Annotated in this window: 13 protein-coding genes; 6 read left to right on the forward strand and 7 right to left on the reverse strand. The window is 70.1% G+C overall.

What is annotated here, in order from left to right; all coding sequences use genetic code 11:
- Nucleotides 1–2 precede the first annotated feature (2 nt).
- Together ABT170_RS16660 and ABT170_RS16665 are read left to right on the forward strand one after the other, a co-directional pair.
- Entirely contained in the window at nucleotides 3–368 is a 366-nt protein-coding gene (locus ABT170_RS16660; protein WP_351868009.1) for a DUF4279 domain-containing protein, read from the forward strand.
- 23 nt (nucleotides 369–391) lie between these two features.
- On the forward strand, nucleotides 392–820 hold the full coding sequence (locus ABT170_RS16665; protein WP_351868012.1) for a hypothetical protein: 429 nt from the start codon (nucleotides 392–394) through the stop codon (nucleotides 818–820).
- A 100-nt stretch (nucleotides 821–920) separates the two neighbouring features.
- On the opposite strand, the gene ABT170_RS16670 is transcribed toward ABT170_RS16665, so the two are convergent.
- From ABT170_RS16670 to ABT170_RS16685, 4 genes are all read right to left on the reverse strand, one after another.
- Entirely contained in the window at nucleotides 921–1,940 is a 1,020-nt protein-coding gene (locus tag ABT170_RS16670) for a hypothetical protein (protein ID WP_351868015.1), read from the reverse strand.
- A 269-nt stretch (nucleotides 1,941–2,209) separates the two neighbouring features.
- Entirely contained in the window at nucleotides 2,210–3,355 is a 1,146-nt protein-coding gene (locus ABT170_RS16675) for an RNA polymerase sigma factor (RefSeq protein WP_351868184.1), read from the reverse strand.
- Nucleotides 3,356–3,363: 8 nt separating this feature from the next.
- Nucleotides 3,364–3,771 (reverse strand): YciI family protein, encoded by a 408-nt coding sequence (locus ABT170_RS16680; protein ID WP_329943765.1) that lies wholly within the window; start codon nucleotides 3,769–3,771, stop codon nucleotides 3,364–3,366.
- A gap of 457 nt (nucleotides 3,772–4,228) precedes the next feature.
- Nucleotides 4,229–4,492 carry a hypothetical protein gene (locus ABT170_RS16685; protein WP_351868018.1) on the reverse strand — a complete coding sequence of 88 codons (264 nt, stop codon included), beginning with the start codon at nucleotides 4,490–4,492 and terminating at the stop codon, nucleotides 4,229–4,231.
- Nucleotides 4,493–4,883: 391 nt separating this feature from the next.
- On the opposite strand from ABT170_RS16685, the gene ABT170_RS16690 reads away from it, so the two are divergent.
- The gene (locus ABT170_RS16690) at nucleotides 4,884–5,333 is read left to right on the forward strand and encodes a hypothetical protein (RefSeq protein ID WP_329943763.1); all 450 of its coding nucleotides are present in this window, start codon (nucleotides 4,884–4,886) and stop codon (nucleotides 5,331–5,333) included.
- Between the two features lie 162 nt (nucleotides 5,334–5,495).
- On the opposite strand, the gene ABT170_RS16695 is transcribed toward ABT170_RS16690, so the two are convergent.
- The 3 genes from ABT170_RS16695 to ABT170_RS16705 all read right to left on the reverse strand — a co-directional run bounded on the left by ABT170_RS16695 (nucleotide 5,496) and on the right by ABT170_RS16705 (nucleotide 9,500).
- A complete protein-coding gene (locus tag ABT170_RS16695) occupies nucleotides 5,496–7,103 on the reverse strand; it encodes a sodium/solute symporter (protein WP_329943762.1) in 1,608 nt (535 codons plus the stop codon).
- On the reverse strand, nucleotides 7,100–7,621 hold the full coding sequence (locus tag ABT170_RS16700) for a DUF485 domain-containing protein (protein ID WP_351868023.1): 522 nt from the start codon (nucleotides 7,619–7,621) through the stop codon (nucleotides 7,100–7,102). Before ABT170_RS16700 ends, ABT170_RS16695 begins: the two co-directional genes overlap by 4 nt.
- A 175-nt stretch (nucleotides 7,622–7,796) precedes the next feature.
- Nucleotides 7,797–9,500, reverse strand: coding sequence for an MFS transporter (locus ABT170_RS16705; RefSeq protein ID WP_443034309.1), 1,704 nt, complete (start codon nucleotides 9,498–9,500; stop codon nucleotides 7,797–7,799).
- A 370-nt stretch (nucleotides 9,501–9,870) separates the two neighbouring features.
- Between ABT170_RS16705 and ABT170_RS16710 the strand changes: the two genes are divergently transcribed.
- The 3 genes from ABT170_RS16710 (at nucleotide 9,871) to ABT170_RS16720 (ending at nucleotide 13,724) form a co-directional block, all read left to right on the forward strand.
- Entirely contained in the window at nucleotides 9,871–10,659 is a 789-nt protein-coding gene (locus ABT170_RS16710; protein ID WP_266931716.1) for an ABC transporter ATP-binding protein, read from the forward strand.
- A complete protein-coding gene (locus ABT170_RS16715; RefSeq protein WP_351868027.1) occupies nucleotides 10,656–13,238 on the forward strand; it encodes an ABC transporter permease in 2,583 nt (860 codons plus the stop codon). The genes ABT170_RS16710 and ABT170_RS16715 overlap by 4 nt, the downstream gene beginning before the upstream one ends.
- Nucleotides 13,239–13,463: 225 nt before the next feature.
- A complete protein-coding gene (locus ABT170_RS16720; RefSeq protein WP_329943759.1) occupies nucleotides 13,464–13,724 on the forward strand; it encodes a hypothetical protein in 261 nt (86 codons plus the stop codon).
- Nucleotides 13,725–13,736 lie beyond the last annotated feature (12 nt).

Consider the following 13,736-nt stretch of genomic DNA (forward strand, 5'->3'; position numbering starts at 1 on the left):
TGGTGGTGAAGAAGAGCGATCTCGACCCTGACGAGGTGACGGCCCGTCTGGGGCTGGAGCCGACTGCGGTCCGTGCGCCAGGAGAGGATCGTTGGGGCCCGCCGGGCGAGATCGACGGTCAGTGGCGGCTCCAATGCGACGAGCGCACGACCAGGAAGCTCTCTGAGCAATTGGATGAGATTTTGCTTTTGGCAGAGCATTGTGCTCCCCAGCTGCGAGAAATGATGGCGGAGGGATGTGAAGTCTGCCTGGCTGTCCATGGATTTGCGGACAATGATTCCCGTGCCTTCTTCTCCTCTCCCGTTGTATCGAGGGTCGCCTCTCTGGGTGTTCCCCTGCTCCTCAAGCCGAACCTGAATGCGCGCTGATCCAATGAAAGAGTGGGGTTGTCATGGGCTCGGTCGATAGCTGGCGGGGTGTCGGCGTCACCCTGATGGTCGGCAAGATTGATATTGATGTGGATTTCGTGGCGTCGGCCCTCGGGGTGAATGCGCAGTCGCTGGCGGAAACCTCGCGAATCGACTCAAGTCCGGACTCCTGGGCATGGAGCTTCGGGGAGTCCGTAGGTGGCACGCTAGAGCAGCAGGTCTTCTCGCTGGTCGCTCGGATCCGGCCCAGGCTTGAGAATGTGCGCGCGCTGATTCGGGAAGGTTGCTCGGTGCATGTGGATATCGCAGGCACAGTGGAGACGGGATCGGAGATCCTTGTTTCGCCTGATGCGCTCGCTGAGTTGGCATCCTTGGGTGTTCCTCTGACCTTCACCTGCCGTACGGAGACAGGGGTGGCCGAGAGCGACCCCCTGAGCTGGCTCGACGGGTAGCCGAGTGACCTCCGGTCCCTGTCGACAGGGACGCTCTGCGGGACCGGCTGCCGGTGGAGGACGACGGGGCGGCGGAGGGCTGAGGGCGGTGGGGGTGCCTTCAGGTGACGGCGGTGCCCCTGTTGGAGGCGCGGCCCTTCCTGCCCCGGTGGGCCCGGTCGGCCCGGTCGGTCATGGCGGCGCGCACGGTTTTGATGGAGTCGCGGTCTGTGGGGTCTGCGGGGTCCGCGCTCTGGGGCGGGGTGTCGCAGTCGAGACAGTTGCCGGGGCTGGCGGCGCGGAAGGCGCGCTCGCAGCCACCGTCGCAGGTCTGCCAGGGCAGTAGGTCCGGTGCGGCGGGTACGGCAACGGGGGCTTCGCCGAGCCGGTAGGCCAGGATGCGGGCCGGTCGGGCGCGTAGCGGGGTGGGCAGATCAAGGGCGAGCGAATCGGTGATCTGCTCGGCGCCGATTCCCTGCGCGAGCCAGGCGGTGACGGCGGGGGCGAGCGCGGCCACTTCGCGCCGGGACAGGATGAGCCGGGAGTCGACGATACGCAGCGAGGCCAGGATCGCGACGGCCTGCGGGTCGGCATCGGTGAGTGCGAGCGGAGGCGGGGCAACGGGGGTGTACGGAGCGGGGGTCGGGTCCCCGCATGCGTCGGCCTCGGGGGTGGTGACGGACTCGTCGTCCGTCTCTTCGGAGGGCCACCCCTCCGACTCAGGCGGCACAGGCGGCACAGGCGGTGGGGCGATCCGGTCGGCGGTCCGGGCAGCGGTCCGGCTGTCAGTGTGGCCGGGCACGTCGTGGAAGTACGTTCGCGTACCGATCAGCCCGCCGGACCCGCGAACCCGGCGCCGCTCCAGGTACCCGGCGTCCTCCAGCTCCCGCAGCGCGCGGGAGATCAGGATCTCGCCCTCGGTGAAGTGCGCGCACAGCGCGGGGACGCTCACCCGGGCGCCGTCCGGCAACGAGAGGATGAACGCGGCGACGCCGACCGTGACGGCGCTGCCGGGGCGCTGCGCAAGGGAGTTGGAGATCACGGTGAAGCGGGCCGTGAGGCGCGTGCGGACGTGGATCACGCCGGAGGTCGGAGCTCCGGCTACGGCGCGCAGGGGCGTATTAGACTGCGAATCAGCCATGGGGAAGGTGCTTCTTCCTGATTGGTCAGGCCCTCGATCGGGATTGCCGTCCCGGCCGGGGGCCGTTTGCGTGTGAGGTTGTTTCGCCGAACGTAACGGGCCCCGCCCCGGGCATGCAAACAAGTCACCCTTGTGGGTGACCAGTTGGGAGGGGAGGGAGGGAGGTAGTTTCTTCCCCGGTTCTTTGGGGAGGCCAGTGGCCCACCGACCCCCCGGCGACGACCCCTTGGTGGATGGCAGAACCCGAGAGCGAGCGTACGCGCGAGCCGTCAGCCACGCCGCCGCGTGTTGAGCCGGGCCGCCTGGCGGGTCAGGTGGTCGCGCTCGGCGAGGTTGGGGGCCTTCAGGGCCGCTTCGGCGTACAGCCGCGCCGCCGTCTCCGGGTCGCCGTCACGCTCGTGGAGGTACGCCGCCACCGCGCTGTGGCGGGGCAGCGAGTCGTCCAGTGACGCGAGCGCCGACAGACCGGCGCGCGGTCCATCGGCCTCGCCGACGGCCACCGCGCGGTTGAGCCGGACGACCGGGTTGTCGGTCAGGCGCACGAGTTCGTCGTACCACTCCACGATCTGCACCCAGTCGGTCTCCTCGGCGGTGGGCGCGTCGGCGTGCAGTGCCGCGATGGCGGCCTGGGCCTGGAACTCGCCCAGCCGGTCCCGGGCCAGGGCCGCCTGAAGGATCCCGACTCCCTCAGCGATCGACACGGTGTCCCACCGGCCGCGGTCCTGCTCGGCGAGCGGCACCAGGCCGCCGTCCGGCGCGGTCCGGGCGGCGCGCCGGGCGTGGTGGAGCAGCATGAGGGCGAGCAGTCCCGCCACCTCGGGGTGGTCGACCACGGCGGCGAGCTGCCGGGTGAGCCGGATGGCCTCGGCGGCGAGGTCGATATCGCCGGAGTACCCCTCGTTGAAGACCAGATAGAGGACGCGCAGCACGGTGGCGACGTCGCCGGGGCGGTCGAACCGTACGCCGGAGACCGTGCGCTTGGCCCGGCTGATGCGCTGCGCCATGGTCGCCTCGGGCACCAGGTAGGCGCGGGCGATCTGGCGGGTGGTCAGCCCGCCCACGGCGCGCAGCGTGAGCGCGACCGCGGATGACGGTGTCAGCGACGGATGGGCGCACAGGAAGTAGAGCTGGAGCGTGTCGTCCACCGCGGGCGAGGGGCCGGGCGCCGGCTCCTCGTCGAGCCGGTCCTCACGCCGGCGGCGGGCGCTGTCCGCCCGGGTCGCGTCGAGGAACCGGCGCCAGGCCACGGTGATCAGCCAGCCCTTGGGGTCCTGCGGCCGTCCGGCGGGCCAGACGCGGACCGCCTCGACCAGCGCGTCCTGCACGGCGTCCTCGGCCGCCGCGAAATCGGCTCCGCGGCGGACGAGGACCCCGAGCACCTCCGGCGTCAGGCGCCGGAGCGATGCCTCGTCCACCTGGAAGGTCACTCCGTGACGGTGGGCTGCGCGGTCAGGAACGGGCGAAGTTCGAGCCACTCGTGGATGGGCTTCCCGCCGGCCCCGGGCGCGGCCGACAGTTCCCCGGCCAGTTCGACGGCGCGCTCGTAGCTGTCGACGTCGATCACCATCCAGCCGGCGATGAGGTCCTTGGTCTCGGCGAAGGGGCCGTCGGTGACCGGGGGACGGCCCTCACCGTCGTACCGGACGAACGTTCCCCCGGGGGCGAGCGCCTGGCTGTCGACGTATTCGCCGGTTCCTTCCAGCCGGGCCGCGAAGTCGTTCATGTACCGCACGTGGGCCGAGACCTCTTCGGGCGTCCACTGGTCCATCGGAACGTCGTTGACCGAGGCCGGAGCGCCGCGGTAGTGCTTGAGCAGCAGGTACTTGGCCATGGTGTCTCTCCTCGCTGTGGTGCGGCCCATTCTGGCCGCGTTCACTACGGGGACGGAGCGGGACACGGGTTCTCGACATCGGCGCCCGAAATTCTTGGCCCCGGTGGACGAGCCCGGCTCTCCCACCGGTCCCGCACGGGCGTGAATGAGGATTCCTGTCCTTCAGGAGCGGGGTGACCGGGGTGGGCGGGATGCCGGTTCTCGTGCGACGGCGGCGGTCGAGCGTTCGCGGCGGGGTTCGTCCCAGGTGCCGAATTGTGCGGTGAGCCATGTGGAGTCCACGTGCCAGGTGCGGCGGAGGTTCAGGATGGGGGCGCCGTTGCGGTAGGCGTGGAGGACATCGTCGTGGTGGAGGAGCAACTCGGGGCGTGCGGCTGTGACTTGGGCGACGCTGGGGTGGCGCTGCGACGGCGGCAACCCTGGTCGTCCGGCTCCGAACCTGACGGCCGAACACGCCTCAGTGGTCGCCCTCGGCCGGCCTCTGATGCCCACACGGCACAGGGTCGCCGTTCCTGTCGAAGACCTCGGCGTCGCTGCCCGAATTCACCCACACCGTAATGCCCTGATCATGCACGACCACGTTGAACGGCGAGTGCTCCGGATCCGTCTCGGTCACGACGGTGAACTCTTCACCCGGACCCATCCAGTGATCGGTTCCCCACGGCTCAACCCACAGGCAGACCATGCTGCTGGTCTCGTTGCTCACGCTCGTCTTGGACACGCTCGCACCCTAACGAGCAACATGACCGCCCGGACAAGTCCTGACTGCTTCACGTCCTCGTACAGCAACAACGGCGGCGCCTGCGTCGAGGTCGCTTCGGCGTCAACAGGCGCCATGTGCCCTGACCTTGCTTTGTGGTATTGATCACCCGAAGTCCTCTATTGTCCTGACCTCAACCATTCAAGGGAAAGGCCAGGAGGCTTCGTTGTCCTCAACTCCGCCAACTCCGCCAACTCCGCCAACTCCGCCGACTCCGAGCAGCGACCCGGACCCGACCCCTGACCCGGGTTCCGGACCAGTTCCTTTACCCCGGCAGCCATCGCGCGCGCGTCGGGCGCGGGAGTGGTTCGGCGGTCTGACCGAGGCCGGCAAAGTCGCGCTTGTCGCAGCTGTGATCACGACCGTCGGTGGAGGGGTGTTCGGGTTGGTCAACGCCGCCGCCTTCACGTGGGGCGGCGGGAGCGACGCGGCCAGCGATGGAGCGCCGCAGAAAGTGGCTCCCGTCGCAACACCGTCCGGGCGCAGTACGCCTGATGGCGGGCCGGACACCAGCCTGCCCACCCAGGCCGCCGAGTGCGAGGTCCGCTTCAAGGTCCTGTACTGCACAGGAGGCAAGCCAGGGACCAAGCTGTACCGGCAACGCGCTGAAGATTCCGAGGTCGTCCACACACTCGCCGGTACCTCCAGCCGCTATTCGTGCTGGGGGCATGGCCGCTCCCACTCGGGAGGCAACGACATCTGGTATTGGACTCGCTTCAAGGGCGAGGACTACTGGGGCAATGTTCCGGCAGGGGAGGTGAGCACGGATCAGGACCCCGCCCCCGGCCTGCCCGAGTGCTGATGGCCCTCCCCGGGTGGAATGACGCGGGTGCGGATCCTTCGCCGCCACGTTCATGACCGTGCCGCCGTGTTCGAACCGGATGTACTCCGGCGCGAGCGCGCGTGACGTCCATCGCCTACGACCACGGCGTGGCCGACCACGCCGCCCCCTCGTCGCCCCTTCTCACCGCCCCCGTCCGGGCGTGCCCGCGAGGATCAGGGGCTCCACCGCCTCGTACTGCTCGCGCTGCTCCTCGGTTCCCCGGCGGGTGAACACGGTGCCCAGCCAGCCCGCCAGGAAGCCGAACGGGACCGAGACGAGGCCCGTCGTCGTGTACGGGAACCAGTTGAAGTCGTCGTCCGGGAACACCGCGTCCGGCGAGCCGGAGATCAGGTTGGTGCCGGTGAAGAGGACCAGCACGCTGAGGGTGCCGCCGATGAGCGTCCAGAGCAGGCCGGTGCGGGTGAAGCGGCGCCAGAACATGCTGTAGACGAGCGCCGGGGCCAGGGCCGAGGCGCCGACGCAGAAGGAGAGCGTCACCAGGGCCTGGAGGTTCCAGTGCCGGGCGAGGACGGCGAGGGCGATGGTGAGCAGGCCGATGGCGACGGCCGCGGCCTGGGCGATGCCCATCTCGGTGCGTTCCTTCAGGGGCGGCTTGCCCGGCCTGCGCAGACCGTGGGCGATCAGGTCGTGGGCCAGGGAGTTCGCGCAGGCCAGGATCATTCCGGCGACGGAGGCGAGCAGGGTGAGGAAGATCGCCGTGGTCATGAGCGTGACGATCAGCGCACCGGCGCCGCCGCCGCCCGCGACCGCGCCGCTGACCTGGAGGATGGCGCTGTTGCCCTGGGCCCCGGCCTCGATGATCTGCGCATGGCCGATGAGCGCCGCCGCGCCGAAGCCGGCGAGGGTGAGCAGCAGGCAGATGGCGGCGACGATGGCGATGGCCCAGGACAGTGAACGGCGGACCGCGGGGGCGCTGCTGACGCTGGTCATCCGCATGGTGATGTGCGGGAGGCACGCGACGCCGAGCACCAGGGTCAGTTCGGAGCTGATCATGTCCAGGTCGTTGCCGTCGAACTGGAGCCCGGAGTGCAGGTACGCCGCCCCGGCCCCGCTGCCGCGTACGGCGGCCTGGAGCAGGGCGCCGAGGCTCCAGTCGTAACGGTTGAGCACGAGTGCGGAGACGAGCAGCGAGGCGCCGAGGAGGACCACCGTCTTCACGATCTGGATGAGGGTGGTCCCCTTCATGCCGCCGATCGCCGAGTACGCGATCATCACGACGCCGAGCGCGACGATGGACCCGGTGCGGAATCCGGAGCTGTCGAAGCCCAGCATGAAGGCGAGCAGATTTCCGCTGCCCGCGAGCTGGACGACCATCAGGGGCACGAGCGCGGCGAGCGCGGCGGCGCAGGCGGTGATGCGGACCGCGCGGCCCGGTGCCCGGCGGGTGAGCATGTCCCCGATGGTGAACCGGCCCGCGTTGCGCAGGGGTTCGGCCAGCAGGAACATCAGCAGGACCAGCGAGAGCACGGTGCTCAGGGCGACCACGAGTCCGTCGTAGCCGGTGAGGGCGGTGAGGCCGGTGGCGCCGAGGACGGTGGCCGCCGAGAGGTAGTCCCCGGCGATGGCGAGGCCGTTGCGCAACGGGGAGAGCGTGCGGTAGCCGGTGTAGAAGGTGTTGAGGTCGTCGCGTTCCGGGCCGGTCATCACACAGAGCAGCAGGGCGACCGTGGCCACGGCGATGAACGCCACCAGGGACATGGTCTGCGCGGACTCGTCGAAGCCGTTCATCGTCCCGCCCGGTCGTTGGATGTACGGGTGTGTGTACGGGGAGTGGGTGCGGCATGCGCACGGCGGTGGGCAGGGGCGCCGGTACGGGGGCGGCCGTCGTCGTGCAACGCCTCCGAGAGCGGGTCCACCGTCCGTTCGGCGGTCCGCTCGTACACACGGATCGCGAGCCCGATGACCGGGAGCTGGCCCAGGCCCATCAGCAGACCGAGGGTGAGGCCCCCGCCCATCCGGCGGGTCATCAACTCGGGAACGTAGGCGGAGAGCACGAGGAAGAGCACGAAATAGCTGAGCGCGGTGAAGGTGGCCACCCGGCGCAGGACGCGGTACGCGGCGCGCAGCCGGCGCAGATCGCCGAGCCGGGCGGATGCCTGGCCGGGGCCGGCCGCCGGGGCGTCCTCGCACGGGGCGGGCCACAGGGGCCGGGCCGCTGGCAACTGCGCCGGCTCGGGTGGCGAACTCTGCCAGGGCAGTAGGTAGTCGTGCTGGTAGGGGGGAGGGTGCGGGTCGTTGGTCGGCATCGGGTACTGCGCCTTTCCTTGCATGGCTGGGGGCCCTTGGGGTGGACGTGCAAGGCTGAAGCGGAGGCGCCGGAGCGCCGGTTGATGCGCGTAGATTACTAACGGGTACCCCGGGTGGGGAGGGGGTACGCCTAAATACCCTTGGCAGAAGGGCGGTTGTCCACTTCCTGGTTGCCTAACGGACGCTTTCGGCGCTTTCGTCGAGGATCGGGAAGCGGCGCGGGGCGAGAAGGACGAGTACGAGCAGGGCGAGCGCTGCCGCTCCGGCGGCGCCGAGGTAGACATGGTCGACCGCCGCGTCGACGGCCCGGCGCAGATGGTCCGTCGCGGCGGCGGAGAGGGAGCCCGGTTCGTCCAGGGCGTGCGAGATCGCGTCCAGGTCGCCGGTCAGCCCGGGAACCGGGGCGTCGGTCAGCCGGGAGGCCAGCACCCCGTTGGCGACGGCGCCGAACAGCGCCGCGCCGATGCTCTGGCCCACCTGGCGGCAGAAGAGGACGGACGCCGTCGTCGTACCGCGTTCCGACCAGCCCACGGTCGACTGGACGCCCACGATCAGCGGGAGTTGGAACAGTCCGAGGGCCGCGCCGAGCAGCAGCATGATCAGGGCGGGCTGCCAGGCCGCGCCGGGGTAGGGCAGCAACGGGAACGCCAGCAGGATCAGCAGGGCGGCGCTCATGCCGATGATCGCGGTGAGCCGGAAGCCGATGCGGTGGTAGACCCGGTTGGACAACGCGGCCGAGACCGGCCAGCTCAGCGTCATCACGGAGAGCACGAAACCGGCCGCTATCGGGCCGAGCCCGAGGACGGACTGGGCGTACGTCGGCAGGAAGACGGTCGGTGCGACCATCAGCAGCCCCATCGCGCCCAGGGCCAGGTTGACCGAGGCGATCGTCCGGCGCCGCCAGACCCAGCCCGGGATGATCGGATCGGCGGCCCGGCGCTCGATGGCGACGGTGAGAGCGGCGAGCACGGCACTGGTGCCGAACAGCGCGAGCGAGGGTGCGGAGAGCCAGGGCCAGGCGACGCCGCCCTGGACCAGCGCCGTGAGCAGCAGGACGCCGGTCGCGAAGACGGCCAGCGCGCCCGCCCAGTCGATCCGGGGCCTGGTGGCGGGGCGGGGCCGGGACGGCTCGTGGAGGTGGCGGACGACCAGCCAGAGGGCGAGGCCCCCGACCGGGAGATTGATCAGGAAGATCCACCTCCAGTCGGCGTACGCGGCGAGCAGCCCGCCGACCGCCGGGCCGGCGACGGCCGAAGTGGCCCAGACCGTGGACAGCTTGGCCTGGATCCTGGGGCGTTCCTTGAGCGGGTAGAGATCGGCGGCGATGGTCTGCACCGTGCCCTGGAGGGCGCCGCCGCCGAGGCCCTGCACGACGCGGAAGGCGATCAGCGCGGCCATGTTCCAGGCGGCGGCGCAGAGTACCGAGCCGACGAGGAAGAGGATGATCCCGGCGACCAGGACGGGCTTGCGGCCGAAGGTGTCGGAGAGCTTCCCGTACACGGGGAGGGTGACGGTGACGGCCAGGAGGTAGCCGGAGAAGAGCCAGGAGAAGACCGCGAACCCGCCGAGGTCTCCGACGATCTGGGGTACGGCGGTGGAGACGATGGTGCCGTCGATGGCGGCGAGCGCCATGCCGAGCATCAGTGCCGCGACGACGGGGCGGCGGCCCCGGGGAGTGCCGGGGCGGCCCTTCGGCCCGTCGGGCGGACCGTCGGGCGTCGTGGCGGGCGGACCGGGCGGCGTGGCTCCGGGACCGGGGGACGCGGCCACGGGGTCGGGGGGCAGGGCTCCGGGGCGGTCGGGGGGTTCCGCGGCCGGACCGGATATCGCCGCCGTGTCGCCGTCCGTGCCGCCCACAGATTTTCCTTCCCTATGCATGTATTTCCCGGGACACTGTCTCACCGCGCGTCGCCCGGCGGGAGGGCCACGGGGAACGGGGCCGGTACCGGCCGGGTCGCGCCGGGGGTATTCACGACCCCTTACGCCGGACCCCGCCGGGGGGCGAGGACCCCTAGGGGTTTGTCCTCAGTTGTGCCCGGGGGCCGTTCCTCCCGGCGGAGGACGTGACGGCGAGGGCCCGTTCCTTAGCCTTTCCCTACGTCGCGAATGCGGCCCGCAACGGGGGGCGGGGTGGGGAAAACCCCACCACAGGACTGCGCTGAGCACCATCGCGCCGGGGCCCCTCCCCACCCGAGACTCGGAACGTACGCAGAGACGTTCCGCCATTGACCGACATAGGAGATAAACCGTGACAACGGCTGTAACCATTCCCAGGCACGGGGGCACTGGAGGGCGTACGGCCGTCGCTGCGCGAGCACGGCAGGTCGTGAAGGCGTACGGGGCGGGGGAGACCCGGGTCGTCGCGCTCGACCATGTCGATGTGGACATCGCCCGGGGGCAGTTCACGGCGATCATGGGGCCGTCCGGCTCCGGCAAGTCGACCCTGATGCACTGCCTGGCCGGGCTCGACACCGTGACCTCCGGCGAGATCTTCCTCGACGAGACCGAGATCACGAAGCTCAAGGACAAGAAGCTCACCCAGCTCCGCCGGGACCGGATCGGCTTCATCTTCCAGGCGTTCAACCTGCTTCCGACGCTCAACGCGATCGAGAACATCACGCTGCCGATGGACATCGCGGGCCGTAAGCCCGACGCGGGCTGGCTCCGGCAGGTCGTGGAGACCGTGGGTCTCTCCGAGCGGCTGAAGCACCGGCCGACCGAGCTGTCGGGCGGTCAGCAGCAGCGTGTCGCGGTGGCCCGCGCCCTGGCCTCGCAGCCGGAGATCATCTTCGGTGACGAGCCCACCGGGAACCTGGACTCACGGGCCGGCGCCGAGGTGCTGTCCTTCCTGCGCCGGTCGGTCGACGACCTGGGCCAGACCATCGTCATGGTGACCCATGACCCGGTGGCCGCCTCCTACGCGGACCGGGTGCTCTACCTCGCCGACGGTTCCATCGTCGACGAGATGTACAACCCGACGGCCGACCAGGTCCTGGACCGGATGAAGCACTTCGACGCACGCGGGCGGACGTCATGACCGTCTGGAAGACCTCGATGCGCAACTTCCTCGCGCACAAGGGGCGGATGGCGCTGTCCGCCGTGGCGGTCATGCTGTCGGTGGCGTTCGTGTGCGGCACGCTCGTCTTCACCGACACGATGAACACCACCTTCGACAAGCTCTTCGCGGCGACATCGGCCGATGTCACCATCAGCCCGAAGTCGCCGAAGGGCGGCGACGGCATGCCGGACAACGGGAAGCCCGAGTCGCTGCCCGCCTCCGTCGTCCAGCTGGCCGGGAAGGCCGAAGGGGTGGAGCGGGCCGAGGGCGCCGTCATGAGCGCGTCGGTCACCGTCGTCGACAGCCACAACAAGAACATGGGGTCGGAGACCGGCGCCCCGACGCTCGCGGGCAACTGGACCCGGAACGACCTGCGTTCCATGGAGATCACCTCCGGCCACGCCCCGCGCGGCCCCACCGAGGTGATGGTCGACGCCGACACCGCCGAGAAGCACCACCTGAAGATCGGCGACGAACTGCGCACGATCGCCGTCACCGGTGACATCACGGCACGGATCAGCGGGATCGCCTCGTTCAAGGTGACCAACCCGGGCGCCGCGATCGTCTACCTCGACACCGCGACCGCCCAGGCGAAGCTGCTCGGCACGCCCGGCGCCTTCACCCATGTCTCCGTCACCGCCGAACCCGGCGTCAGTGACACGCAGGTGAAGAAGAACGTCGCCTCGGCGCTCGGCGACCCGGCCCCGTACACGCTCCAGACCCAGCAGGAGGCCGCCGACGCCAACAAGGACTCCATGGGGTCCTTCCTCGACGTCATGAAGTACGCGATGCTCGGCTTCGCCGGGATCGCCCTGCTGGTCGGCATCTTCCTGATCGTCAACACCTTCTCCATGCTGGTGGCCCAGCGCACCCGTGAGATCGGCCTGATGCGGGCCATCGGCTCCAGCCGCAAGCAGGTCAACCGGTCCGTACTGGTGGAGGCGGTACTCCTCGGCATCGTCGGATCGGTCCTCGGCGTCGCCGCCGGGGTCGGGCTCGCCGTCGGGCTGATGAAGCTGATGGGCTCCATCGGGATGGAGCTCTCCACCGGCGACCTCACCCTCGCCTGGACGACCCCGGCGACCGGACTCGTGCTCGGCATCGTCGTCACCGTCCTCGCCGCCTACATCCCGGCCCGCCGGGCCGGCAAGGTCTCCCCGATGGCCGCGCTGCGCGAGGCCGGGACCCCGGCGGACGCGAAGTCCGGCTGGATCCGGGCGGGTATCGGCCTGGTCCTCACGGGCTCCGGAGGCGCCGCGCTGTGGGCCACCACCCAGGCCGACAAGGCGAGCGAGGGATCGCTGTTCCTCGCCCTCGGCGTGTTCCTCACCCTGATCGGCTTCATCGTGATCGGCCCGCTGCTGGCCGGTCTGGTGGTGCGGGCGCTCAGCGTGGTCGTGCTGCGGCTGTTCGGCCCGGTCGGCCGGCTGGCGGAGCGCAACGCGCTGCGCAACCCCCGGCGTACGGGGGCGACCGGCGCGGCCCTGATGATCGGCCTGGCCCTGGTGGCCTGCCTCTCGGTCGTCGGCTCGTCCATGGTGGCCTCGGCCACCGACGAGCTCGACAAGTCGGTCGGCGCGGACTTCATCGTCCAGTCGCCCACCGGCCAGCTGATCGTGCCCCAGGCCGCGAAGGCGCTGGAATCGGCGCCCGGCATCGAGCACCTCACCGAGTACCGGACCATCGACGTCAGGATCACCGCACCCGACGGTGTCGCGAACGACGAGGAGATCGTCGCCGCCGACCCCACGTACAAGGACGACCTGCGCCGCGAGACGGTCGCCGGTGATCTGGCCGCCGCGTACGGCAAGAACGCCATGTCGGTCGGCGACGGCTACGCGAAGGAGCACGGCGTCGAGGTCGGCGACGAGATCACGGTCGCGTTCAAGGCGGGCGACACGGCGAAGCTGAAGGTCGCCGCGATCACCTCGGACGACACGAGCGTCGACACGGGCGCGATGTACACCAACATCACGACCGCCGAACAGTACGTCCCCGCCGACCGGATGCCGAAGAACGGGATCATGTTCGCCAAGGCGCGGGACGGCAAGGAGAAGGAGGCCTACGCCTCCCTCAAGGCCTCGATCGACGCGTACCCGCAGTACAAGGTGCAGAACCAGACGGACTTCAAGCAGGAACTGAAGGACCAGATCGGCCAGTTGCTGAACATCGTGTACGGGCTCCTGGCCCTGGCGATCATCGTGGCGGTGCTCGGCGTGGTGAACACCCTCGCCCTGTCCGTGGTCGAACGGACCCGGGAGATCGGCCTGATGCGGGCGATCGGGCTCTCCCGGCGCCAGCTGCGCCGCATGATCCGTCTGGAGTCCGTGGTCATCGCCCTCTTCGGCGCCCTGCTCGGACTCGGCCTGGGGATGGGCTGGGGCACCTCGGCGCAGAAGCTGCTCGCGCTGGAGGGCCTCGGGGTCCTGGAGATCCCGTGGCCGACGATCCTCACGGTCTTCGTCGGCTCGGCTTTCGTCGGACTGTTCGCCGCGCTCGTCCCCGCCTTCCGGGCGGGCCGGATGAACGTCCTGAACGCGATCGCGACGGACGGCTGACAACAGCGGTCACCGTAGAATGACGGTGCCGGCCCCGGGGCGTTCCTCCAAACGCCCCGGGGCCGAACACGTTCGTCCCGAAACCGGCCCGTGTCCGCCCTGCACGAAGCTGCCGCGCCCCGTGCAGCAAGCTGTCATCACGGCCCCGGCCCCGTCTCGTTCCCCGCTGGCATATTCATCCGTGCCGGGACTCCCCGGCAGGACGCCACAGCCGAAGGGGAAAACGTGACTGTGTCTTTGCTGTCTCCGCTTTCGCGGACGCCGCGCGGTACGGTGCGCGGCGCCGTCGCCGTCACCGCTCTCACGCTCGTCTCGCTCGCACTCTCCACCGGTTCCGCCTCGGCCGCCCCCGCCGCGGGGTCCCCGGAACGGCTTCCCGGACACGCGGTCCACACGATCTGTACGCAGTTGGACGAGCTCCTCGGGCGACTGCCCGTTTCCTCCGGGCCCGTTCAGGTGTGCAAGCTGGTCAACGGCTGGGACTAGGGCGGAAGCCGT

Origin of the sequence: Streptomyces sp. NPDC001787 (genome assembly GCF_040297465.1) — a bacterium.
Taxonomy (GTDB): Bacteria; Actinomycetota; Actinomycetes; order Streptomycetales; family Streptomycetaceae; genus Streptomyces.